At 68.6% G+C, this 21,908-nt stretch carries 20 protein-coding genes; 10 read left to right on the plus strand and 10 right to left on the minus strand.

The features are described 5' to 3' along the window. Positions 1 to 109: 109 nt before the first annotated feature. A complete protein-coding gene (locus KY572_RS05325; protein WP_224241100.1) occupies positions 110 to 1,393 on the minus strand; it encodes a cation:proton antiporter in 1,284 nt (427 codons plus the stop codon). 292 nt (positions 1,394 to 1,685) lie between these two features. On the opposite strand from KY572_RS05325, the gene KY572_RS05330 reads away from it, so the two are divergent. After that, on the plus strand, positions 1,686 to 1,928 hold the full coding sequence (locus KY572_RS05330; RefSeq protein WP_224241101.1) for a hypothetical protein: 243 nt from the start codon (positions 1,686 to 1,688) through the stop codon (positions 1,926 to 1,928). A 90-nt stretch (positions 1,929 to 2,018) separates the two neighbouring features. Here KY572_RS05330 and KY572_RS05335 read toward each other — a convergent pair whose 3' ends face one another. After that, positions 2,019 to 4,949 carry a hypothetical protein gene (locus tag KY572_RS05335; RefSeq protein ID WP_224241102.1) on the minus strand — a complete coding sequence of 977 codons (2,931 nt, stop codon included), beginning with the start codon at positions 4,947 to 4,949 and terminating at the stop codon, positions 2,019 to 2,021. Positions 4,950 to 5,070: 121 nt separating this feature from the next. Here KY572_RS05335 and KY572_RS05340 point away from each other — a divergent pair, with 121 nt between their 5' ends. The 7 genes from KY572_RS05340 (at position 5,071) to KY572_RS05370 (ending at position 10,412) form a co-directional block, all read left to right on the plus strand. After that, positions 5,071 to 5,832, plus strand: a complete 762-nt coding sequence (locus tag KY572_RS05340) for a TadE family protein (RefSeq protein WP_224241103.1) — start codon at positions 5,071 to 5,073, stop codon at positions 5,830 to 5,832. 3 nt (positions 5,833 to 5,835) lie between these two features. Further along, positions 5,836 to 7,458, plus strand: a complete 1,623-nt coding sequence (locus tag KY572_RS05345) for a pilus assembly protein (RefSeq protein ID WP_224241104.1) — start codon at positions 5,836 to 5,838, stop codon at positions 7,456 to 7,458. Then, positions 7,458 to 8,444: a pilus assembly protein gene (locus KY572_RS05350; protein ID WP_224241105.1), complete on the plus strand. Its 987-nt coding sequence runs from the start codon at positions 7,458 to 7,460 to the stop codon at positions 8,442 to 8,444. Before KY572_RS05345 ends, KY572_RS05350 begins: the two co-directional genes overlap by 1 nt. Beyond that, a complete protein-coding gene (locus tag KY572_RS05355; protein ID WP_224241106.1) occupies positions 8,444 to 8,761 on the plus strand; it encodes a hypothetical protein in 318 nt (105 codons plus the stop codon). Before KY572_RS05350 ends, KY572_RS05355 begins: the two co-directional genes overlap by 1 nt. A gap of 21 nt (positions 8,762 to 8,782) precedes the next feature. Next, positions 8,783 to 9,472 carry a hypothetical protein gene (locus KY572_RS05360; RefSeq protein ID WP_224241107.1) on the plus strand — a complete coding sequence of 230 codons (690 nt, stop codon included), beginning with the start codon at positions 8,783 to 8,785 and terminating at the stop codon, positions 9,470 to 9,472. 75 nt (positions 9,473 to 9,547) lie between these two features. Next, on the plus strand, positions 9,548 to 10,144 hold the full coding sequence (locus tag KY572_RS05365; protein WP_224241108.1) for a hypothetical protein: 597 nt from the start codon (positions 9,548 to 9,550) through the stop codon (positions 10,142 to 10,144). 64 nt (positions 10,145 to 10,208) lie between these two features. Next, on the plus strand, positions 10,209 to 10,412 hold the full coding sequence (locus tag KY572_RS05370) for a YtxH domain-containing protein (protein WP_224241109.1): 204 nt from the start codon (positions 10,209 to 10,211) through the stop codon (positions 10,410 to 10,412). A 48-nt stretch (positions 10,413 to 10,460) separates the two neighbouring features. Here KY572_RS05370 and KY572_RS05375 read toward each other — a convergent pair whose 3' ends face one another. The 3 genes from KY572_RS05375 to KY572_RS05385 are packed head-to-tail and all read right to left on the minus strand — an operon-like array spanning position 10,461 to position 13,087. After that, positions 10,461 to 11,213 carry a TenA family transcriptional regulator gene (locus KY572_RS05375; RefSeq protein WP_224241110.1) on the minus strand — a complete coding sequence of 251 codons (753 nt, stop codon included), beginning with the start codon at positions 11,211 to 11,213 and terminating at the stop codon, positions 10,461 to 10,463. A gap of 3 nt (positions 11,214 to 11,216) precedes the next feature. Beyond that, a complete protein-coding gene (locus tag KY572_RS05380; protein ID WP_224241112.1) occupies positions 11,217 to 12,131 on the minus strand; it encodes a GNAT family N-acetyltransferase in 915 nt (304 codons plus the stop codon). Beyond that, complete coding sequence (locus KY572_RS05385) at positions 12,128 to 13,087, minus strand: DUF3419 family protein (protein ID WP_224241114.1); 960 nt, start codon at positions 13,085 to 13,087, stop codon at positions 12,128 to 12,130. Before KY572_RS05385 ends, KY572_RS05380 begins: the two co-directional genes overlap by 4 nt. Positions 13,088 to 13,189: 102 nt before the next feature. On the opposite strand from KY572_RS05385, the gene KY572_RS05390 reads away from it, so the two are divergent. Further along, positions 13,190 to 14,125, plus strand: coding sequence for a fatty acid desaturase family protein (locus KY572_RS05390; RefSeq protein WP_224241116.1), 936 nt, complete (start codon positions 13,190 to 13,192; stop codon positions 14,123 to 14,125). Then, positions 14,118 to 14,972 carry a phosphatase PAP2 family protein gene (locus tag KY572_RS05395; protein ID WP_224241118.1) on the plus strand — a complete coding sequence of 285 codons (855 nt, stop codon included), beginning with the start codon at positions 14,118 to 14,120 and terminating at the stop codon, positions 14,970 to 14,972. Before KY572_RS05390 ends, KY572_RS05395 begins: the two co-directional genes overlap by 8 nt. A 136-nt stretch (positions 14,973 to 15,108) precedes the next feature. Here KY572_RS05395 and KY572_RS05400 read toward each other — a convergent pair whose 3' ends face one another. The 5 genes from KY572_RS05400 to KY572_RS05420 form a co-directional block, all read right to left on the minus strand. Continuing rightward, positions 15,109 to 15,657, minus strand: coding sequence for an NUDIX domain-containing protein (locus KY572_RS05400; protein ID WP_224241120.1), 549 nt, complete (start codon positions 15,655 to 15,657; stop codon positions 15,109 to 15,111). A 5-nt stretch (positions 15,658 to 15,662) separates the two neighbouring features. Beyond that, a complete protein-coding gene (locus KY572_RS05405; protein WP_224241122.1) occupies positions 15,663 to 16,463 on the minus strand; it encodes a hypothetical protein in 801 nt (266 codons plus the stop codon). A 92-nt stretch (positions 16,464 to 16,555) separates the two neighbouring features. Next, positions 16,556 to 18,229 carry a carboxypeptidase regulatory-like domain-containing protein gene (locus tag KY572_RS05410; RefSeq protein ID WP_224241505.1) on the minus strand — a complete coding sequence of 558 codons (1,674 nt, stop codon included), beginning with the start codon at positions 18,227 to 18,229 and terminating at the stop codon, positions 16,556 to 16,558. A 5-nt stretch (positions 18,230 to 18,234) separates the two neighbouring features. After that, entirely contained in the window at positions 18,235 to 18,648 is a 414-nt protein-coding gene (locus KY572_RS05415; RefSeq protein ID WP_224241124.1) for a hypothetical protein, read from the minus strand. A gap of 77 nt (positions 18,649 to 18,725) precedes the next feature. Then, positions 18,726 to 21,806 carry an RHS repeat domain-containing protein gene (locus tag KY572_RS05420; protein WP_224241126.1) on the minus strand — a complete coding sequence of 1,027 codons (3,081 nt, stop codon included), beginning with the start codon at positions 21,804 to 21,806 and terminating at the stop codon, positions 18,726 to 18,728. Between the last annotated feature and the right edge of the window lie 102 nt (positions 21,807 to 21,908).

Below are 21,908 nucleotides of genomic sequence, written 5' to 3' on the forward strand. Positions count from 1 at the left end.
GGACCTCTGGCTGGACACCGTCAAGCGGGGTGCCCTTGCGACTGCTGAGCAAGGTCGGCGGTCGGTGGGAGGCGGAGCTGGCCCTCGACTCCGAGTGACGTGAGCTGCGCTAGTTCCTCCGGGAGTACCACGTCATGAGCGGCGTCGCCGAGACGCCATGCAGGACCGCGGAGATGGCCACCGCGGCGAGGACGAAGCGCGTCAGCCGCTCTCCCAGCGTGGGCTCCATGCCGTGCGTGAGGGCGTAGAACAGGTAGTACAGCGAGCCAATCCCCCGGATACCGAACCAGGCGATGAGCGCGCGCTGTCGGGTGGAGATACCCGTGCCCATGGTGAGGAGCGCTACCGAGACGGGGCGTACCCCGAACAGCAGCAGACACGTCAGGGCTATTCCTTCCCACGCGAAGCCCACGGTGGCCAGCATGATGCCGACCATGAGCATGAGGGCCACCTCGCCCATCCGCTCGAGCTGCTCGGTGAAGCCCAGCACCGCCTGGGTCATGTAGGCCGAAGCCGTCTCCGGGTGAACGGCCACCTCCTCGGCCCGCCCCGAGACGGCCATGGCCATGACGTCCTCGGGGGCTCGCGCTCCAGAGGTGCGCGCCTCCATGCGCCGCAAGGAGAGGCCCGCGGCAAACACGGCGAGGAACCCATAGGCGTGGACCCAGAGGGACACGCCATACGCCAGCGCGATGAGGCCCAGCGCGAGAAAGTCGTCCAGGCCCACCGCCTCCTTGTGCACCCGTCGCAGGAACACCACCAGTCTGCCCACCGCCCCGCCCAGCCCCCAGCCAATGAGCAGCCCTCCCGTCACCGCCCACAGGACATCCACGGCCACCCACCGCCACGCGTTCGTGCCGAGCGCATGATGGCCCAGCAGCCCCAGCCCGAGCATGACGAAGGGAAAGGCCGTGCCATCGTTGAGCCCCGCCTCGCCCGTGAGCCCAAAGCGGAGCCGGTCCGTGTCCGTGGAGTGCGTCACCTGGACCTCCGAGGCGAGGACAGGATCCGTGGGAGCCAACACCGCTCCCAGCAGGACGGCGGCCCCCAACGGCAGGCCCAGGAAGAGGCCTCCCAGGGTGAGCAGCGCCACGGTCAACGCCATGGCGCCAAACGCCAGGCGCAGAGGCAGCCGCCACGCCCTGTCCCGAAGCGGAAGCCGCAGCTTCAGCCCCGCCGCGAAGAGCGAGATGATGACGGCCGCCTCCGACACGCGCTCCAGCAGGTGCATGTGCTTCAACGGGGCGAGCGAGGCGGCGCCCAGGCGGCCCAGCCCATACCCCGCCACCAGGTACACCAACGACGAGGACAAGGGCAGCCGCTTGAGAAGCGCGCCCGAGAGGGCCATGAAGATGAGGAGGACGCCGACGACGACAAACCACAAGTTGGCCATGTTCGGCTCCACCCTCCTCCGCCCAGCCTCACCCAGCAATCGGCTTGAGCCCTCGCTCCTTCTCGAAAGTGCACCTGCGGACGCCTTCCCGGTCTGTCAGCCCAGGGCGCTGACATGTCACGCCCCGGCGGCGACACGTCAGGACCTGGCTCCAGGGAGTGGGTTTCTAGACTTGCGCAGCGGGGTTCACCGTGGCTCGGAAGTTGAAGATGATCGCCCCGGTGGAAGTCCCCACGGCCGCGTAGAGGCGCGAGCTTCACAGCGCCTCGGCCCCCTACCCCGAGGAAGCAACATGATGCGCAAAGGCGTGCTCCTGGCTGTCTTGACCCTCCCGATGCTGGGCTGTGGTACCGCCCGGGCAGATGAACCCTGGACGCTGAGGACGATCGCGGATGCCCGCAGTGGCATTGCCTCGCCCGTGGACCTGGGCGCGCCCGGTGACTCGCCGGGTGACATGTTCGTCTTCGATCAGCCGCTGCTGAACGAGGCCGGGCAGAACATCGGGGAGCCGGCACGGGCGCCTACCTGGGCGTGAGAGGCGTGCTGATCACCACCCCCAATGGGGATAGGACCTTCACCCAGGTGATCACGCTGCTCCGGCCGAACGACTGAGCCGCCCGCTGGACTACGGAATGCGCAGCTGGACCAGCACCGTCTGGAACGGCGAGCTGATCCGAGTCACGTCGTAGTCCACCGTCCCTCGGTTCTGCACGGCGACCCAGAGGCTGTTGCCATCCAGATCGGACAGGAAGGGCTGGGCCTTGTTGCCAGCCAGATCCCCCGCATAGGTGAAGAGGTAGCCCTGGTCTCGCAGGCTGCCGTACTGCAGTCCTCCCCGGAAGGTGTTCGTGAGGAAGACGGGACCCGAGGGACCGGGGAAGATGGAGCCGGGGCCGTACTGCAGCTCGGGTCGGACCACGGCGCTCGCCGAGATCAGCCGCAGATCCAGGCCGTGCTCGGCGTGGAAGTAGGCCGGGCTCTGCTGCCCTCGCACGGGCCCGCCGCCGAAGTCCAGGACGCCCTGGAACGAGCTCCACGAGGAGTCGAGCTGGTTCCCACGGAGGACGAAGTGCTGGAGCTGGCCGTTGGCCACCTCTCGCGTCCCAGTGGGCGCTCCGGCGGTGAAGGTGAAGAGCTTCGTCAGGGCACTCACGGCGGCGTTGCCAGAGTCCAGGGTGATGTTCGTGGAGCCCGCGAGCGCCTGAGTGTCGAGCCCGCGCAGCACCACGTTTCCCGTCGGCTGGCGGTAGACGAACAGGGACAGCTCCGGCACGCCCACCGCGCCAAAGCCGCTCCCGTTGTAGAGGACGGCCCCCGCGGCCTCGTCATCCCCCACGGCCCCGGCGGACACGGCGGTGCCCTGAGGCAGCTGCGCCAGACGCTCCAGCCGCAGGAAGCTCCCGTTGGCGTAGTGGGCCAGGACGAGCGCGGGCGCCGTCTGGCTGCCCGCGGGGCCGCTGGGGAAGCTCAGGCCCCGGTTGTCGAAGAAGAGCGCGGAGGCCGTGCCATCGGCCCTGAGCCCCACCGCGTCCGGCACCGCGGGCAGCGGCGCGGCCCAGACGCGGCCGTCAGTCTCCCGCACGGCGAGCAGCTCGGTCGCCGTGCCCACGTTGACGACCTGGCCCGCGAAGGGAAACCTGCCGTTGGTGGTGGAGGCCGCGACCGCCAGCCGGCCCTCCCGCGCCACCAGGCGCCTCACCGTGGTGCTGCCATCCTCGGCCCCCACGCGGAGCACGGAGGCCACCGGCGACTGCCGGAACTTGACGGTGAACTGAGGGGCCTGTGCCAGGCCAGGGAAGACGTCGTACCAGCAGTAGCCGTACAGCGCGTGGATGTTCGTGGGGCACGGGAAGGCGTCGAGCGCGCTCTGGCCGTCCGGCTCGAAGAAGAGCTGGTAGCGCGCGCCCTGGGGCACGTCCACGGTGCAGGTAGAGGTGCAGTCGATGGTGCCATCCCCCGAACGGACCCGGCCTCCACCCCGGCCTTCGATCGTGACGGTGAGCTTCGTCTTCTCGCGGACGATCTCATCCTCGCGCGGCCGGATGAAGAGGCGATTGCCCATGAAGGTGGCGGCGATGGTTCCCTCCGGCCCCATGGCGGCCGCGAACTGGTGGAAGGGCTCGGGACTGTTGCCGGGCCCGAAGGAGCTCTCGACGGTGATCAGCTCCGAGCGCAGGCTGCCGTCGCGCCCCACCTCGGTCAGCGCGAGCGCCGGCCGCGCTGCCTTGTCCAGCGCATGCACGACACGCCAGGGGCCCTCCGGCCGGGTGATGAGGCGGGGGTAGGCCATGGGCCCCGCCTCATGCGAAGTCCACGTCCTGCCGTCGTACAAGGCATAGAGGCCCCGGCCTCCGACGACACGCCCGCCGACCCCATCCGCGTTGTCGCCGATCTCGTCGTACACATAGGCCACGTGGACCTGGCCACTCGTGTCCACCGCCACGCCTCCGCCAAAGCCGGTGGCCATGGCCAGGGGTAGATCGATCAGCTCGAAGCCTCCCGCGCGCTCGTAGGCGAGCTTGTGGTTCGCCTCCAGCAGCAGCACCAGCCGGCCGGCCGGATCCACCGTGGCGTCCGCCATCTGTCCTTGCAGCGGCCCTCCAGTGGTGAGGAGGGTCGGCACCAGGCTCCAGGAGCCCGTGTCGCGGGAGTACAGCTCGATGACGCCGTTCGTCCGGCTGACGAGGATGAGCGGCTGCCCCCGGCGCATCAGCACCCGCATCTGATGAATGGGGTGGCCCTGCCCGGCCACCTGCTCCTCGCTCCAGGTGCCGCGCAGCTCGCGCGTCCGGTAGAACAGGAGGAAGTCCTCCGGGAGGTTCGACGAGAGCGACTGATAGGCAAGGTGGACGAAGTCTCCCTCCGAGGCCATCGCGGACGAGCGGAAGGCGGGCAGCTGGGTCAGCGTCGGCCCGCAGGCGCTCGCGAAGTGGCTGTAGGTAGGCACGGGCAGCCTGCCAACGGCGCAGGGCGGCTCCTTGCCATTGACGGAGCTGGCCGCGTGGACGCCGCCTCGCACGTCGACCACCATCGAGGTGGCGCTGGAGAAGTAGGCATTGCAGAACTGCCCCGGCACTTCGAAGTAGCCGTGGGACAGGGCCGCCGGGCACCTCGCGGACCACGAGAAGGCACGGCTGCCCGAGGCGGCATTGGCCGACTGGAGCGTCAACGTGCGCTGCCGCGTGAGGGCGAGGATGCGCGTCCGGAACTGCGTGCCGGCCGTCGCGCTCGCGTCGCGGATGACCGTCTGCAGCACCTCCCCGTCCTCCACCGTGAACGTGGCGAGCTGGACAGGCTCCGCCAGGAATCCTCGCGAGCCCCGGTAGACAGCGGAGATGTCCCCGGTGGCCTCGGCGGCCGTGACGGGGAGCTCTCGGGGCGCATCCGCACGTGGGACGAAGCCGAAGACGGTCAGCGTCCCGTCCGGCTCGGTCACCGTCCACCAGCCATACAGATCCGAAGCCTGGGCATCGGAAGGCTCCACTTCCTCGCCGCCGTTGCAGTCGCAGGCAGTGCCCACCAGGGCAGCGATGAAGACAAACAGAAAGGCTCTCATGAGTGAGGCTGAGCCTAGCTCAACCGCCGGACGAAGACCCCAGACGGAATACTCCTCGAGTGGAAGCGCCTTGGCCGCGCGCGCCCCGTAGGGTGCCTTCCCACGCATGGACGGCGCGCACATGAAAGAGAATGGCCAGTCTGGACAGGCCGCGGTGGAGTCGGCGCTGACCCTGCCGCTGGTGGTGTTCCTCATCCTGGGCACGATGCAGCTGTTCCTCGCGTTCCACGCGCGAGTCCTGGCGCACTACGCCGTCTTCCAGGCCACCCGGGCCGGCAGCATCTCTCACGGGGACTGCACCCGGATGCAGGACACGGCGGTGCTGGCCCTGCTGCCCTCGTTCCGCTCCTTCCTGGGCAAGGGCACCTCTGGAGGAGGCCCCGCGGAGAAGCTGGCCAACGCCTTCGGCGAGTACAAGCGCAACGGGTACCGCTTCCTTCCCTCCCAGGATGCGGGCCACAACGGCAGCATCGTCTGGATCCTCCGTGAGCTGGTCGACGAGCATTCCGTGCCCGCGCCCGTCCCCTCGCCCCAGGATCGCGCCTTCGACAGCCCAGACCACCTCATGCGCCTGGAGACGCGGATGATCTACTGGTTCCCCCTGAAGGTGCCCTTCGCCAACTGGGTGATCAGCCGCATGTTCCTCGCGCGCCTGGGCCTGGAGGAGTACCACAAGGCCAACCCCCTCCTGCTGGCGGAGAAGGACGCCAACTGGGAGCGCTCGAGGAAAGACTCCTTCCGCCTGTCGGACGCCGTGGCCTCGGAGCTGAAGCGCCGAGACAAGCGCGAGCAGTACGTCCTCCCCATCGAGACCACCTTCACCATGCGGATGATGACTCCGGCCAAGGCCAGTCGCTTCGCATCGATGAACTGCCCCTGGTGACCCATGCGCGCTCGCTCCCCCCGCAGAGGGCAGACGCTGGTGCTGTTCGCCCTTACCGTGCTGCTCGTCTCGCTCATGGTGGTGATGACGCTGTCATTCTCCGTCAAGGTGCGTGAGCGCATCGAGCTCCAGACGGTGGCGGACACCACGGCCTTCACCAACGCGGTGGCCACCGCGCGCACCTTCAACAACATCGCCGTGCTCAACCGCGCGCAGATCGCCCACGGCGTGGCGCAGCTGGGCGCCCAGAGCATCATCAGCTGGACCACGTTCTACCGCTCGGCCATCAACGCGGCGAAGAAGGCCTTCAAGGACTCCGAGGAGCCCTACCAGACCAACAAGGACATCGGCTGCTGGTGCAAGGAGACGCACTGCCCGCCGATGTGCCAGTGCGGCAAAAAGGGTCTCGAGGATCTGAAGAAGCTCCAGGACGATCTGCAGAAGGAGGACGACCGCGTCGACAAGCTCTTCGAGAGCATGGACGCGGCGGCTGGGCGCGAGGTGTTCTTCATGCAGCTGGCCATGATGGCCATGTACGCCGAGCAGCAGGAGGTCTTCCTCCGCCTGGAGAACAAGCTGGAGGATCAGGGCTTCGCCCAACGCATCCTCGACCGGATCTCCGAAGGTGGAAACCGGGCCGAGTGGAGCGCTCCCCCTGGAGCCGGCTCCGTCTCCAAGGATGAGGTGAACGGCGGAGCGTTGTGCTTGGACGATGGCGCGGTGTGTACCCCGTTGCCCCTCACGGTGGCCCACTCCGTCAACGCCGCCATGGGCAGCCGGGGCTGGCGCTTCACCACGAAGCGCACCGACTACGAGGCGCACATGACCAAGCTGAAGACGGTCATTCCCCCGCCGGACACCATCACCCTCACTGGAACCGGCACCTCCTACTTCACCGAGGACGGCCCGGGCGGGATGTTTCCACCGTATGCGCCCGCCGCCAGCGCCGAGGATGAGGGCACCGTCCGCACGGAGTACAACCACCAGGCCCACGGCGGCAACGCTCCCTGCCCGCTCGTCATGTCCGCCTCCGTGGGGCCCGATGAGACCAAGGTCGAGCTGAAGGCAGGCCCGTCGCCCGTGCACAAGTGGATGGATGGCAAGGATTCGAGCCCCTCCTCCCACTTGCTCACCTTCTGCCTCGGGGGCCCTTCCAGTTGCCCCGGTGTGTGGCCCGCCTTCCTCGACTACAACGTGGTCCAGGTGGCCAGAAGCGGGAACAACTTCGGCCAGCCCAAGAACGTTGCCGTCATCATGCGGGACTCCAGCCGGCAAGGCGCGGACCCGTGGAACGAGCGCTACCGCAGTCCGTTCCCAAGCCAACGCCCCAAGACATTCGACGCCTCCCTGGCCGCGCCCAAACGGAGCCTTGCCGTCGGGCTCTCCACGGGCGTCGCCTACTACCACCGAGGCACCCTCATCGACGCCTCCATCCCCGTCCTCACCGGCGACCACTGGAGCGAACCGCCCAACCTCCTCAATCCCTACTGGCGCGCCACGCTCGTCTCGATGGATGTGGACAAGGACGGCCCGAAGGATGCGCTCAAGGCGCTGAACCTCGCGGGTGCCGGCGTGCACGCCGAGGCGTTCCAGGCCCTGCTCCAGCAGGGCTACGGAGGCTACTGATGCACTCCGCGCGCATGCTGCGAGGCGCTCGTGGCCAGGCCATGGTGGAGACCGCCCTGGGCATCACCGTCATGGTCAGCATCATCGCCTTCGGCATCTTCCTGTCCGAGGTGGGCTTCCTCTCGCTCAAGGTGCAGGAGGCCGCTGTCTCCGCCTTGTGGGACGGGACCGCGGGAAAGATGCACAACATCCCCATCTCCTATTCGGAGGCGAAGGGCTCCATGCGCAGGGCCGCGGCCGATGCCCAGGGGCGCTATGCGGACTTCAACGGCCTGACCAGCGTCACCTCGGGCGGCAACATCACCCAGGTCTTCACCCGCGGCGCCAACCTCACCGTCTCCTGTGACATGGGCCGCGGCCCGGAGTTCCGCAGCTCCGTCCCGCTGCTGTCCCTCATCTACCGCGACAACGAGGGCACCGTCTGTTCCGCGAGCGCGGAGCTCACCGCCATTCGCTTCCCGCGCTCCTTCCTGGACCGTGGCAGGAGTGCGCTCTACACGAAGCGGAACCTGGAGAACTCGGGCGCCTTCCTCCGCGTGTGCGCCACCGGGCGGGCCGTGGGTGGCGCGTGCCTGGGGGGCTACTCGATGCTGGTGGATGACTGGGGCCTGGCCGGGCGGATGGAGTCGGTGCCCTGCAACATGATCGCCCAGGATGTGCCCGTCCCTTGCCTGAACGCTCCTTTCTATCTGGCGGTTCGCGGCGTCTATGAGCCCTCGGTGCTGCCCATCCCCAAGAGCTCCTACGAGCTGGCCGAGGCCGTGCTGGGCAGGCCTCCGCCCATCAACGAGCAGCAGTTCTGGATGAGCGCCACCAACGAGGAGACGAACTTCATCCAGATCCCTCTCATCACGGGCAAGAAGGGCATCGAGGCCTGGCCTACCTCTCCGGGCTCGATGATCGGCATCTCCACCTTCCCCTACGGCATTTCCTACGTGCAGCGCCTGGGCAACGGGAACTGCTTCCTTGGAAAGGACTGCGACTGATGAGGCTCGATCGGGTGCGCTTCCTCTCGAGCGTCGGGTTGGCGCTCGGCCTGTTGCTGGCCGCGCCGGTGGCCCTGGCGGACCAGGAGCAGTGCGAGACCCAGTGCACCAGCTCCGCCAGCGCCGAGATGCAGCGCTGTCTGGATCGCTGCCCCGCCGCGAGCGACTCATCCGGGGCGAAAGGCTTCCAGTCCTGCGCCCGGCGCTGCACGGGCCGGTTCGACGCGGCGATGAGCAGCTGCACCAGGCGCTGCCCCGACAACAAGAGAACCCCTGCGGCCAAGGCCAGGAAGAAGAAGAAGCGGAGCGCCGAGTAGCGCCGCTCCGGAGAGGTGACGATGTGGAGGCTCAGCACGAAGTGGAACTGGATGGCTCTCGTGGCGCTGCTATGGGCGAGTGAAGCAGCCGCGCAGCGCCTGCCCTTCACCTGGGACGTGCCCAGGACGGTGGGCGTGGTGGACGTGCCTGGGGAGATGAAGGCCGGTGGCATCCCGGTGAAGCTCCGCGCGGTGCGCAGCACCGAGAAGCCCCAGGTGTTGCTCCAGCACATCGTCCGCCGCTTCGAAGCGTGGGGCTTCTACATCCCTCCCATCGAGACCCAGGCCCAGCCCTTCCGCGAGCCGCAGATCACCGCCTTGGATCTCGAACGGCTCATCTCCTATACCGCCATCTTCCAGCCCAACCCGGACGGCACCACCACCGTCTATCTGGGCGAAGCCAATCTCTCGCAGCCTCCAGCGAAGCTGTCTCCCATTGCTCCCGTGTATCCGGGTGCCAGGGATGTACTGAGCACGGACGTGGAGGTGGCGCGTTCCCTCTCGTATGCCGTCGCCGCGACGCCCGAGCAGGTGCAGGACTTCTACCGCGCGGAGCTGAGCCAGCAGGGCTATGCGGAGACGGAGCCTCAGGTGTACCGCCTCGGAGCGGACGAGCTGCAGGTGATGGTGCGCGCGCCCAAGCCGGGCCAGTCCGCCGTGGTGGTGCTGCACCGCACCGTGCCCGCGAATGAAGCCCCCAACACTCCGTAGCCCGCGCCCCCAGGCAGGTACTGCTACCTCGGGCTGAACCTGCCTACGATGGGACTTCCTCCGTGAGGTCAGACCGTGAGCGGGAAGATTCCTGGCGTGGATGCGGCCCTCCTGGGGTTCGATGCCCGGGAGATGTTCATGGCTCCCGGCGCGGCCTGGGATGATGCGCGCCGTGGCACCTACCTTCTTCGGACCGACGTGCGAAAGCCGCTGTCCGTCGACACGGCGGTCTGGCCCAGTCTCTTCGGTGAGGACCATTCCGACTGGAGGGGTCCCCATGTCGGGCTCTGGGACGACCTCCAGCGGATGCAGCGCTCACTCGGGCCCCTGGCCGCCCAGGCACACTGGACGATCGCCATCAGCCAGGTGTCGGTGACCGGGCTCCCTCTGCCATCCGAGGGCGAGGACTGGGAGCTCCTCGGCTTCGACATCGCCGATGCCGGGCTCCTCAGCGGCCTGTCGAACTGCGGCTACGAGCAGGCCACGGTGGCGGAGCTGCGCGCCTCCTGGGCCCCCCTCCTCAACGAGCACCACCTGTTCACCGAGGTGAACCAGGCCCTCGCCTTCAGGGAATTGACCGACAGGCGCGTGCCGGAGCACGCCCCCTTCTTCGTCTGCGCGATCTGCGTGACGAGCAGGCTCCCCACTTCCCGTTCCCAGATTCGTCCCTAGCTTGCCCGCACGCATCGTCCGGGCACCTTCGCCCGTGACGGAACGCCTACACGAGGAGACCAACGTGAAGAGGAAGGCATTGTGGGCCGTGGTCCTGGGGACGCTGCTGGCTGGAACGGCATGCCACCGCGAGACCCGTGAGGACGCCAAGGACAAGGCCGAGAACACGGGCGAGAAGATCGAGGAAGGCGCCAAGGACGCCGCCGAGGGCGCGGGCGACACGATCGAGAAGGCTGGCGACAAGATCGAGGACGCTACCGACAAGTAGCGCCCTGCCCTTCCATCACCCAGGAAGTGCTGCCCTCCCTGGCGAGCCTCACGCACGACCGCTGAGGGGCGCCAGCGAGGGCAGCTCCCAGCCATCCGCGAGGCTGTGCGGTCCGGAGATCGCTCGGAAGACCCGCCGCTTGCGGGCGCGGAAGAGATCCTCGTAGAGCCGCAGGAAGATGTACGCGCCCAGCTCGAGCCCCTGCTCCACCTGGTAGGCCACGCGCGGTTCCGCCGAGGCGCGCGGCTCGACGCACCGGTAGAACCCCTCCGCGTGGTCCAGATCGAGCACCTCGTGCGTCGGGTAGTGCGTCAGCTCCTCCGCTCGGAGCCAGCCTCGCTCCACAATCCCGCGCCCGATGCGCGCCGAGATGCCGGAGAAGAGGTCCTCGATGACTCCGAGCATGGCGAGCGCCGTCGGCACATCATCGTGCGCGCAGACTCCCAGGAGCGTCGAGTTGAACGCACGCACCTCGGGCCACTGAGCACGCCGATCGAGCTCCGCCCGGCTGACACCCAGCCGCTCGAGCAGGGTCAGGAACGTGTGCTCGTGGCTGCCGGAGAGCTCCCCACCGCCGTGCTCGTCGCGCACGTTCTCGAGCAGGATGAGCCGCTGCTCCGCGCGCGGCAGCCGCGCCGCCAGCACCGCCATGGGACGGGAGAAGTAGACGACAGCGTGGAGGAACTGGATCTGCGTCTCGACAAAGTCCTCCCGCTCGAAGGAGCCATCGCCCAGGGCGCGCAGGTACGGACTCTCGAAGGGCGCCAGCCGCGCCTTCAGCCTCTGGAGGTAGTCACGCATGCTTCAGATCTCGGAGGTGGGCATGTGCACCCACGTGACGGAGGCCGGCCGCAGAGAGAGCCTCAGCGAGTAGACCGTGCAGACGGCCCCCGGGGTGACGCCCTGGGCGGACAGCCAGGAGAGGTGCTCGCTCAGGCGCTCGTCGATCGCGAAGCAGGCGCTGCCGGGCAGGCCGCGACGCACCATCTCCTCTCCGCACCGCCGGAGGTAGGCGCCCCACGAGGGCTGCCACGCCTGGGGCCCCAGCGGCAGGTGGACGAGCGGCCAGGGCTGCCCCGTGGAGACGAGCCGCAGATCCTTGCGCCCCGCCGTAGAGCGGAGCCCTGGCCCCTCCACGCTCCCAGCCGGGCCCAGCACCATCCCTGGAGAGCGCGGCGGCGGAGGCGCTCCGTCGAGCTCCAGCCGTGCCAGGGCCTCGGGTGAGGCGAAGTAGAGCTGCAGCCGCACGCCCGCGTTGCTCAGCTTGAAGGGGTGCACGCCCTGGGCCGTGCGCATCACGTCTCCCTGGGCTCCGCGCATCGCGGCCCCGTAGAAGAAGCGCGTCTGCCGCAGTTCCCGCGCGCGAATCACTTCCCCCAGTCCGGTCTGGATGAGCCGGCGCGAGAGCCCCTGGCCGCGCTCATCGGCGGCCACCTTGAGATCGCAGAGGTAGAGCGCGCGGACCTCACGGCCGCCCACGGAGACATCCCGCATCACCCCCGCGATGGAGCCGATCACGCGCTCCCCGCGCAGTGCCAGGAGGAAGCGGGCCTCGCCCAGGCCCGAGAAGAACGGGTGGTACTCCGGGCCGTGATCGATGAAGAAGTGATCCGCGCCATCGCCAATGGGATAGAGGATCGACTGCTCCAGGCGCCGCAGCTCCGGCACATAGGGAGCAATCCCGTTCGCGTCGGTCACCACGAAGCGGACACGGCTCATCGCGGCTCTACCTTGGTGCCGACCTCGAAGCGCTCGTAGAAGAGGCTGCGATCCCGCGCGAGGAAGCTCGCGCTCAGCGCGTCGTCGAAGACGAAGCCGGGCTCGAAGAAGCGGCGCAGAGGGCGTTGATTGTTCAGCTGACGCAGGAGGATGCGTGCTCCCGGCTTCGCATCGCGCACCAACCGCTCCGCCCAGGTCGCGACGAGTGAGTCGTCCGACCAGTCGAAGATGTTCGACAGGTGGATGAGCTCGAAGCGCTCGAGGAGAGGCACGTCCAGCAGCGGGCCTTCGAGCAGGGACACCGGCAGCGCCCGCCCCGCGTGGACATAGGTGGGGGCATCCTCCGGCCGATAGCACCCGAGCAGCACGTGCTGGAGGAAGGGATTCCGGGGACCATCGGCCCGCGCCAGCCCGCGCTCGAAGGCACGCTGGAAGTAGCCGGGATAGGAACCGGGCTTTGCGTGCTGCGTGGCCGCGGGGCCGAACATCGCGTGGAGGAAGCCATCCACGAAGGTGACGGCGAACGCCGCGGGCCAGTAGGGCGAGGCCCACCAGCGCTCGAGGAGCGCGCGCCGGTCCGCGGGCGGCGTGTCCGGCGCGAAGAAGCGCTGGAGCTCCTCCTCCGTCAGCACGAACTCGAGCAGGAAGCCGCGGAGCGTGCGGAAGAGCCCCTCGAAGGCACCGCACTGGTTCAGCCCGGCGCGGGAGGCGTCCCCCACGTTCAGCCGGCTCAGCTCGCCCCGCTCCACGGCTGCCGCCTTGGCCTGCAGGTGTGCGAGCTGGTCGGGGTTGAAGTCGAAGGCCACCACATCGAGGTGGGGAAACTCATGCTTCAAGGAGAGCGCGGTGCAGCCGCCCGAGGCGACGATCAGCACGGAGCGGGCTCCGGTGGCGCGCACGAGCTGTGCTTCCAGCTCGGGATCCTCGCGGACAACCGCGAACTTGAGCCGACTCAACTTCCGTTCCTCCCCACTGCGGCGTAATCACGTCCCGCTATAGCATGGGGCACCCTCGACGAAAGAGGGAGCGCGTGCCACGCTGGCCGCGAGAACTCCACCATGCGCGCCATTTCACTGCCGGCGGAAAAGCTGAACGAGCTGCAGCGGATCGAGCATCGGCACCTGACCCGGCTGGTCGTGTTCGCGCTCCTCTATCTGGGCTCGGCCACCGCGCTGACGCTGCTGGCGCAGCAGCTGACGGGGGCGCTCGGATGGCTCGCGCGCGCCCCACTCTACCTGCTCGCGGCGGCCTCGCTGCACGGCATCAGCCTCTTCACTCACGAGGCCGTGCATGGAGCACTCTCTCGCCATCTCGGATGGAACCGGGCGCTCGGCGCGGTGTGCGCCTGGCCCGTGCTGCAGAACTTCGCCGCGTACAAGGTGCTGCACCTGCGGCACCATGCCGATCTGGGCGGCGGCTACGATCCGGATCACTACACGAACTACACGCGGCGCCCGTGGCTCGTCTTCTTGATGAACTGGGGCAGGCTCCTGCTCGGCTATCCCGCCTACATCACGATGATCCCCATCCTGGGGTGGCGGCAGGGCAATGCCTCGGAGCGCGGGTGGATCGCCTTCGAGGTGGCCGCGGTCTTCGGACTCGGGGCCCTGGCCGTCGCCGCGCCGCTGCCACGTGGAGCGCTGCTCCATGGCTGGGTCATCCCGATGATCATCATCAACACCCTGGTGAACATCCGGGGCATGAGCCAGCACACGCTCCTTCCCGAGCCCGACCACCCGATCCGGGGCAGCCGCACGATCCTCACCAACCCCGTGACGACCTTCTTCATGTGCAACGAGAACTACCATCTCGAGCACCACCTCTTCCCTCGGGTGCCCTGGTACAACCTGCCGCGGCTCCATGCGCTGCTGAAGGAGGAGCTGACCGCGCAGGGGGCGCCCTTCATCCCCTCGTACTTCGCCTTCGTACGACAGTGGGTGCTGCACTCGCTGGGACACCGGGAGCAGGCGCGAGATCTGTCCGCCCATGGCTGAGCCGTCGCGGCTCTGGGCGCACGAGGTGGCTCAAGGGCTCCTCACCCTGGGCCTGCTCGTGTGGCTCGGAGCTGGCGCCGGACCGCTCCATCCGGCGACGGGGATGGTCGCGGGCATCGCCCTCTTCCAGATCGTGATCCTCGTGGTGCTCCGGCGCTCGACCTGGGTGCTCCTGCAGAAGGTTCGGCTCGCGAGCGCCTACGTCGTGGGCCTGGCGCTGTTCAGTGCCCCCCGGCTCGCGGTGCCCGCGCTGGGGCTGCCGACCCGTGATGGGCTGCTGCTGGAGCTGGATCGCGCGCTGTGGGGTGCGACTCCCGCCGTGCTGCTCGAGCCCCTCGCCCGACCCTGGCTCACCGAGCTCATGAGCGCGTGCTACTTCTCGTACCACCTCTACTTCCACGGCGCGCTCGCCTACGCCCTCTGGCAGCCACTCGAGAAGGGGCGGCGGCTCTTCGAGTGGATGTTCACCGCGCTCCCGGCGGGCATCGCCGGCTACCTGCTGGTGCCCGCCGTGGGCCCCCTGAAGGCGATGACGGAGAGCTTCGCGGTGCCCCTCACCGGGGGCCCCATCACGGCCTGGAACGACTGGGTCGTGCGGAGCGGGAGCGCCGTCTACGACGTCTTCCCCAGCCTCCACGTGCTGATGACCTGCGTGCTGCTCGAGCACGATCGGCGAGAGCATCCGCGCCGCTTCCGGTGGATGCTCCCCGTGGCGGTGGGGCTCGTCCTGTCGACGGTGTACCTGCGCTACCACTACGCCATCGATCTGCTGGCGGGCTTCGTCTGGTTCCTGGCCGTGCGGCTCGGGTGGACCTGGCGCGCGCGAACTCGCAGCGAACTGGTATGACAGGCAGACCAGTTCGGACCAGGTTCGACCGGCAGGCGCCCGCGCGCTGTCGCCCTGGAGACACCAGCGGCACGCGCTGCCCTGCCCTTCCGGGTGTGCTGAGCGGCCTGCCTCTCGCCCAGGCCCACGCGGCGCCTCAGAGCCCCTTCAGCCGCGCCACCTTGAGGATCCCCGCGATGCTCATGCTGTCGGTGATCTCGTCGTTCATCACCATCCGCACAGCCTCCTGCAGGGACACCCGCTTCACGGTGATGTCTTCCGTCTCCTCCAGGGCGAGCGAGCCCGCCGTCAGCTCCTCCGCGAGGAAGATGAAGCCCTCCTCGCTCGTCACCGAGTTCGACGTGTGGATGCGGCAGAGGTGGGTCCAGCGGGCGGCGGTGAAGCCCGTCTCCTCCTTCAGCTCTCGCCGGGCGGACTCCAGCACGTCGGTTCCCTTCGGAGCGCCACCTTCGGGGATCTCCCAGGAGTAGGCGTCCAGCGGGTAGCGGAACTGCCCGACGAGGTAGGTGTAGCCCTCCGCGTCCACGGGGACGATTCCCACCGCGGTGTTCTTGAAGCTCACCACGCCGTAGATGCCTGGCGAGCCGGAGGGGTTGATGACCTGGTCCTCCCTCACGCGGATCCACGGGTTGTCGTACACCTGCCGTGAGGACAGGGTCTTCCAGGGGTTCTTGTGCTCGTCCATCGGGCTCAATGTGCCTTTCGAGTCCTGCGCGCCTGGGTGCCCTTCTTCGCCCTGGGGGCCTTGCGAGGCTCGGCCTTCGCCTGGGGCTCGGCGCTGGCGGGCGGCGCCTCGCCCTTCCTGGACCGGGCCTCCCGCTCCGCCAGGATCACCCGCCGGGCCTGGAGATCCCCCAGGCACCGGGCGCCCACGCGGCGAGTGAGCGTGCGGTTCACCGTGAAGCTCACGGCCACGCTCACCACCGGCAGCACGCGCATGAGCAGGCCCTTGGAGAGCTTGAAGAGGACCAGCCCGGCCAGGACGTTCACCAGCAGCTTGGAGACCTCGCGAGGGGTGTAGTTCCACATGGCCACGCCCTGGGCTCGGGCGATGTCGGCCAGGAAGTTGCTGCCCGTGCGGGTGTCATACGTGCCCACCGAGGCCATGAGGAAGGCGAGCTGCCGCTCCTCGGGGCGGGAGATGTCGAAGCCGTGGAGGTGGCTGAGCACCAGGGCCATCTCCACCTCGAACTTGAGCCCCAGGGCCATGTCCGCGAGCGTCCCGCCCACCGAGGCCACCAGCGTCCCCAGGCCCGGAACCAGCGAGGGCGCCGAGGCCAGGCCGCCAGCGATGGCCGTGCGCCGGGAGAAGTGGCTGATCACGCTCTCGGCCGCGGCAGCGAGGGTCGCGTCCTCACCGTCCAGCTGCTGCTCGCGGGCAAGGCGCAGGTGCTCCTGGGACAGCGCGATGAGGCTGTCCGTGCTCGCGATGATGCGCTCCACGGCGGTGAGCAGCTTGCGTCCCTGCGACTGCGCCTCGGCGTCGGTCATGGCTCTCTCTGAAGCTCCGTGTGCCGGGCAGGGCCCGGGTTGCCAGCAGACGCTGGTCGACCTGCTTCGACCCTGTCAAGCCGAGCCCTACCTCACAGCGCCGCGGCCTTCACCAGGCGCACGACGGTGCCCGTGCTTCCGAGGCGTACCCCGCGGAGCTCCGCCGTCTCCTCATCGCACTCGACCCGGAGCGTGCCGATGAGCCCGGTCTTCTTCCGGCTGGCCTTGAGGAGGAAGCGGCCTCTGGGATCGGTGCTCTCTCTCAGGGTCAGCTCATCGCTCTCGAAGACGACGGAGGCGTCCGCCGCGGGCTCTCCCCACGAGTTCAGGACGAGGCCTCGCGTCTCCACTCCCGAGTCCGGAAGCGTGAGCCGCACCTGGGAGACCTTTCCCGCCCGGACGGTGACGGTGCGCCCCGGAGCCTCGTCGAACAGGTCGACATAGCTCGCCGAGAGCCGATAGGTCCCCGGCAGGAGCTTCAAGGAGAACCGGCCCGAGTCGTCCGGAAAGGCCATCTCGGGGTTCGAATGCTCGCCGAGCGTGGCGATGACCATGGACTGATGGCGCGGGGGACCACCGCCGGGGCGCTGAGCCACTCCCCGCACCTCTCCGCGAGCCACCGGGAAGGCGAAGTCCGCGCGAGCCACCTCTCCCTCTCGGAGGGTGAGCTCGCGGGAGAACGACGGGGTTCCGATGGCATGCCGGGCTTCGAGCCGATAGCTCCCCGGCGGCAGCATCTTGAAGAGGTAGTGGCCCTTCTCGTCCGAGGTGCGCCCCAGCCACTGCGGCTCGAGCTCGGACCTGCCCAGCGGCACCGCCTGGACATGCACCTCCTCCAAGGGTCGGCCCAGGGCGTCCGTCATGTTCCCCTCCAGCGTGGCCCACCGCTCCAGCGCGAACTCCACCGTGAGCCGCTGGCCCGGCTCGACGAGCAGCTCTCCGCGAGTGAGCTCGGGCTGCCCGGGCCGGCTCAAGCGGAGCGAGTACCTGCCAGGCAGCAAGCCCTCCAGGAGGAAGCCACCGCTGGCGTCCAGCCGGGACCTGTGGCGCCAGCCCGAGTCAGCGTGGTGCGCCTCGACGAGTGCGTCGACGAGGGGCTCCTGGCTGGAGCGCAGGAAGGCCTTCCCGGACAGGCTCCCCGCGGGCCGCACCCGGATGAGGAGCCCACGGGCCCGGCCGCCTCGGGCGACCGTCACCTTGCCCTCGTACAGCCCCGCCACCCCGGAGGCCTTCGCGCCGAGACTGTAGGCGCCCGAGTCGACGTCGACGCAGAAGCGCCCCTGGGCATCCGTCCGAGGCAGAGGGTCCGCCGCGAGGCCACCGAGATGGCGCGTCCAGAGCTCGGCTCCGGGGACGGGGGCGCCGGCGCTGTCGACGACCTGTCCCTCCAGGCGTCCGGTGCGCTCGAGCTCGAGGGTCAGGTGCTCGGGTCTGGGGACCTGGACCGAGGTGTACTTCCTCGAGTGTCCTGGCGCGCTGACGATGAGCCCATAGAGCCGCGGAGACAGCTCGCCCACCTGAAAGGCACCCTGCGCGTCGCTGCTCACCGACGCCTCGGCGACGCTCTCGACATTGACGATGAAGCGCCCCTCGTTGGCGACGAACGTCAGCTCGGCTCCGGCGATCGGCTGCCCCGAGTCCTTGTCCAGGACGTGCCCGCTCAGGACAGGGCCGCGCCGCGGCCTGGAGTCCACGGGCGAGGCGAGCAGCGCCGCCGGGCTGGCGAGCAGGAGCCCGACGAGAAAGAGCCGGAGCCGCCTGGACACGGCGCTCAAGGCGAGGGCACGCCTTCCTTCCTGGCACTGAAGTTCAGCACGTGGACGGCGTTGAAGAGGCCGAACTCCACCTCACGCTGGTAGCTCACCTCGATGCGCACATCGTCGGTGATCTTGCTGCGCTCGATTTCGATCTGCTCGTCCGTCAGCCCCAGCCCCGGGACGACATGCTCCACGCCCCAGCTGTCCGTCTCCACATGGGTGCCCATCCGGCCGGTACGCGAGCGGATCTCCGCGCGGAGCTGCCCGTCATTGCCCGTCTGGGCCGCGAGGTTGAAGGCGGCGTCCACCGCCTCCACCACGTCCATGTGGTCCACGTAGAAGGGCACGACCTTCACCGCGACATAGAGGGCCGCGATGACGGCCACCGCGACCACGAGGGAGAACAGGTTCTTGACTGCTTTTGGCACGGTGCCCCGCCTCACGATGGCCCGCGAAGCGGGTTCAACCCTCCGCGTCGCCGGGCCTGCCCCCCATTCTAGCGCAATCAGAAGGAGATGAACTGCCCTCGGATGCGCCGGTTGTCCGTGGTCGTGCTCGGCTCCGCGTCATGGCGGGAGAAGACCAGGAAGGACTGCTGGCCGCCGCCCGACGCCAGCGCCACATGAGGCTCCGTCTCACGAACGTTGTAGGACACCGAGAAACCATTCGGTGTGACGACCGTGCCCGTGCTCGTCACCTGGGTGGCGAAGACGTCCCAGAAGCTGTCCCAGCGGTAGTCCGGCCAGGCGGCCACGTAGTTCGTGCCGTCGTAGGCGACCTTGGGCACGTACTGCTGCACGGGATCCGTGCACAGCGCGAGCCCTGCCGCGTCCAGGAGCGCGCCCCCACCGGAGACACGCGCTCCGTAGATGTCGTGGTTGCTGCCCGAGCGGTAGTCCGCCCACGCCACGAAGTAGTCCGTCCCATTCGAGGCGACGTCCGGCTCGTACTGCTCCCGCACCGCGGTGGAGATGGCGATGGCACTGGTATCCAGCACCGCGCCCGCGGTCGACACCCGCCTGCCCAGGACATCCCAGCTCGTGGTGCCCTGGCTCTCGGCCCAGACGACGAGGTAGTTGCTCCCGTTCGAGGCCACCCGCGGCGTGTAGTGGTCCGCGGAGCTGGTGGCGATGGCGATGCCGCTGGTATCCAGCACCGCGCCCGCGCTCGTCACCCGAGCGCCGTGGACGTTGGCCGGGCCGCCCACGTCCTTGCGCCACACCACGAAGTAGTCCGTCCCGTTGGAGGCGATGTCCGGCGCGTTCTGGAAGGCGGGATCCGTCGAGATGGAGATCCCGCTCGGATCCACGACGGCGCTGGAGCTGGCCCCGGAGCCGAGGACCCGCGCACCGTAGATGTCCCAGTTGATGTTGCGGAAGTCCCTCCACGTGACGAAGTAGTCCGTCCCGTTGGAGGCCACCGCCGGCGTGCCTCGCTCCCGGTCAGCCAGCCCGATCACCAGCGGAGGGACGTCGATCGCTCCGCCCTCACGCGTCACCCGCGCGCCGTAGATGGCCGAGGAGGCGCCCGCGATGTCCGTCCAGACGACCAGGTAGTTGTTCCCATTGGAGGCGATGTCCGGCTCCACCTGGTACAGCGGGGGCCAGAAGTACTCCAGCACGGGGAAGTTACCGGCGTCGGAGATCCCTCCGGACGAGGTGACCCAGACGCCGTAGAGCTCCTTCTCTCTCGTCGTATCCCCATAGCCCTCCCAGACGGCGAGATAGCCCGAGCCGGCCGGCGCCAGGTCTGCGTACCTGAAGGCGCCTCCGAGCGATGAGAGCTCGAGCGCGGGAACATCCAGCACCGCGCTCGAGCCGGACGCCGAGGCGGAGATGCGGCTCCCCTTGATCTGGAACCGCGAGACCGAGGTGTCCCACGAAGACCAGGCCACGAAGTAGTCCGAGCCGTTCGAGCTCGCGACCGGATCCCTCTCCTCCTGGGTGGACGTCGCCGTGATGGCGAGGCCAGTAGCATCCACCACGGTACCGGAGCTCGTCACGCGTGCCCCATAGACATCCAAGCTCACACCGCTGCGGAAGTCCAACCAGGTGACCAGGAAGTCCGTTCCATTGGAGGCGACGGTGGCGTGATGCTGGGCCTGGTTCTGGGAAAAGCTGCTCGACAGCGCGAAGCCCGTTCCATCCAACACCGCGCCCGCGCTCGACACTCGCGTGGCATACACACGCGAGGAGCCACTCCGCTCGTCCTGCCAGGCCACGAGATAGTCGGTGCCATTCGAGGCCACCGAGGGGGCTGTCTCGATGTAGGCCGGATCCGTCGCGATGGAGATCTCCCCAGAGCCCAGCGGTACCCCCATGCTCGACACCCGCCTGGCAAAGACGTCCCCCTCGACCTGGAGATTGGAACCCCGGGCCCACACCACGAGGTAGTCCGTCCCGTTGGAGGCCACATCGGTCCAGATGTCCTGACCCGAGGGCGCGCCGAGGGGAACCCCTCCTGGATTGGACACGGCACCGGAGGCCGTGACCCTCGTCCCCCGCACCGTCCAGTTGTAGAAGCTCTGCTCCCAGGCCACGTAGAAGTCCGTCCCGTTGGAAGCCACGACGGGATTCGTCTTGTTACCGGGTCCATTGCTCACGACGAAGCCCGAGGGATCGAGGACGGCTCCCGTGCTCGAGACGCGCGTCCCGTAGAGCCGGACCAGCGCCCCGCGCGAGTCCCGCCAGACGAGGAGGTAGTTCGTCCCGTTGAAGGCCAGCGAGGGATGGGTCCGATGGAAGTTGTCTTCGTACGCCAGCCGGCCATCGATGATCATCTCGGTGGAGACGAGGGGATCGAGCACCGCGGGGTATGCGGACGCGGCGAGCACCTCCGAGGGCACCCGCAGCTGGATCTGACCGTTGGCGTACTCGGCGCGGACCGGCGTGCGGCGCCCCTCCGCATCCACCCAGGTGCCATGGCCGTACCACACGCCAGAGCCCGTCCGGGCGTCCGCGAAGTGCAGGCCCCTCTCGGAGGAGCCCTTGTAGGCCAGGCCCTCCACGGGAATGTCGACCCGAAGCTCGCCCTCGCCGGCCGGCGGAGCCTCGAAGCTCCAGGACTGCTCGACGCCCTGCTCGTTGTTGCGCAGGTGCTCGACCACGGAGCCGTGCGCGAAGGCCAGGTGTCCATCCTTCTCCACCAGGCCACGAGGGGCCTCCACGCTCAGGCGCTGCTGCCCCCGCGACACCCTGGCCGTGCGCAGGACGATCGGCGTCCCCGTCTTCACCTCCACCGTGGGAGGCGGCCTCGCCGCCAGAGAGGCTCCGGGCTGCTCCGGCTCCTCCAGCTCCGAACTCCAGCGGGTATGGACCGGCGTCAGGGTGTGGCCCCGAGGCGTTGCCCTCACCTCATAGGAGGAGTGCCCGCCCTCCCAGCCGCCCTGCTCCGGCCGATAGGAGAAGTGCGCCTGCCGGATGATGGCATTCACATCGAATGGCACCTCTGCGGTACCGCCCTCGGAGAGCTGAGGCTTCGAGGCCTCACCGGGGGGACTCTCCTTCGCCTTGCAGGCAATGCCAGACGCGCCCAGCACCACCAGCACCATCAACAGATTGTTCTGTCGCAACCGTACAGCGGACATGTTCGTCTCCTTCGCGGGCGCGGACTGTATTGGATCTCACATTGCGCGGTTCGTTGAAATGATAGGTGCGGGCGGATCCCTCTCACCCACGGAGCCCACACC

Source organism: Hyalangium gracile, from assembly GCF_020103725.1.
Taxonomy (GTDB): Bacteria; Myxococcota; Myxococcia; order Myxococcales; family Myxococcaceae; genus Hyalangium; species Hyalangium gracile.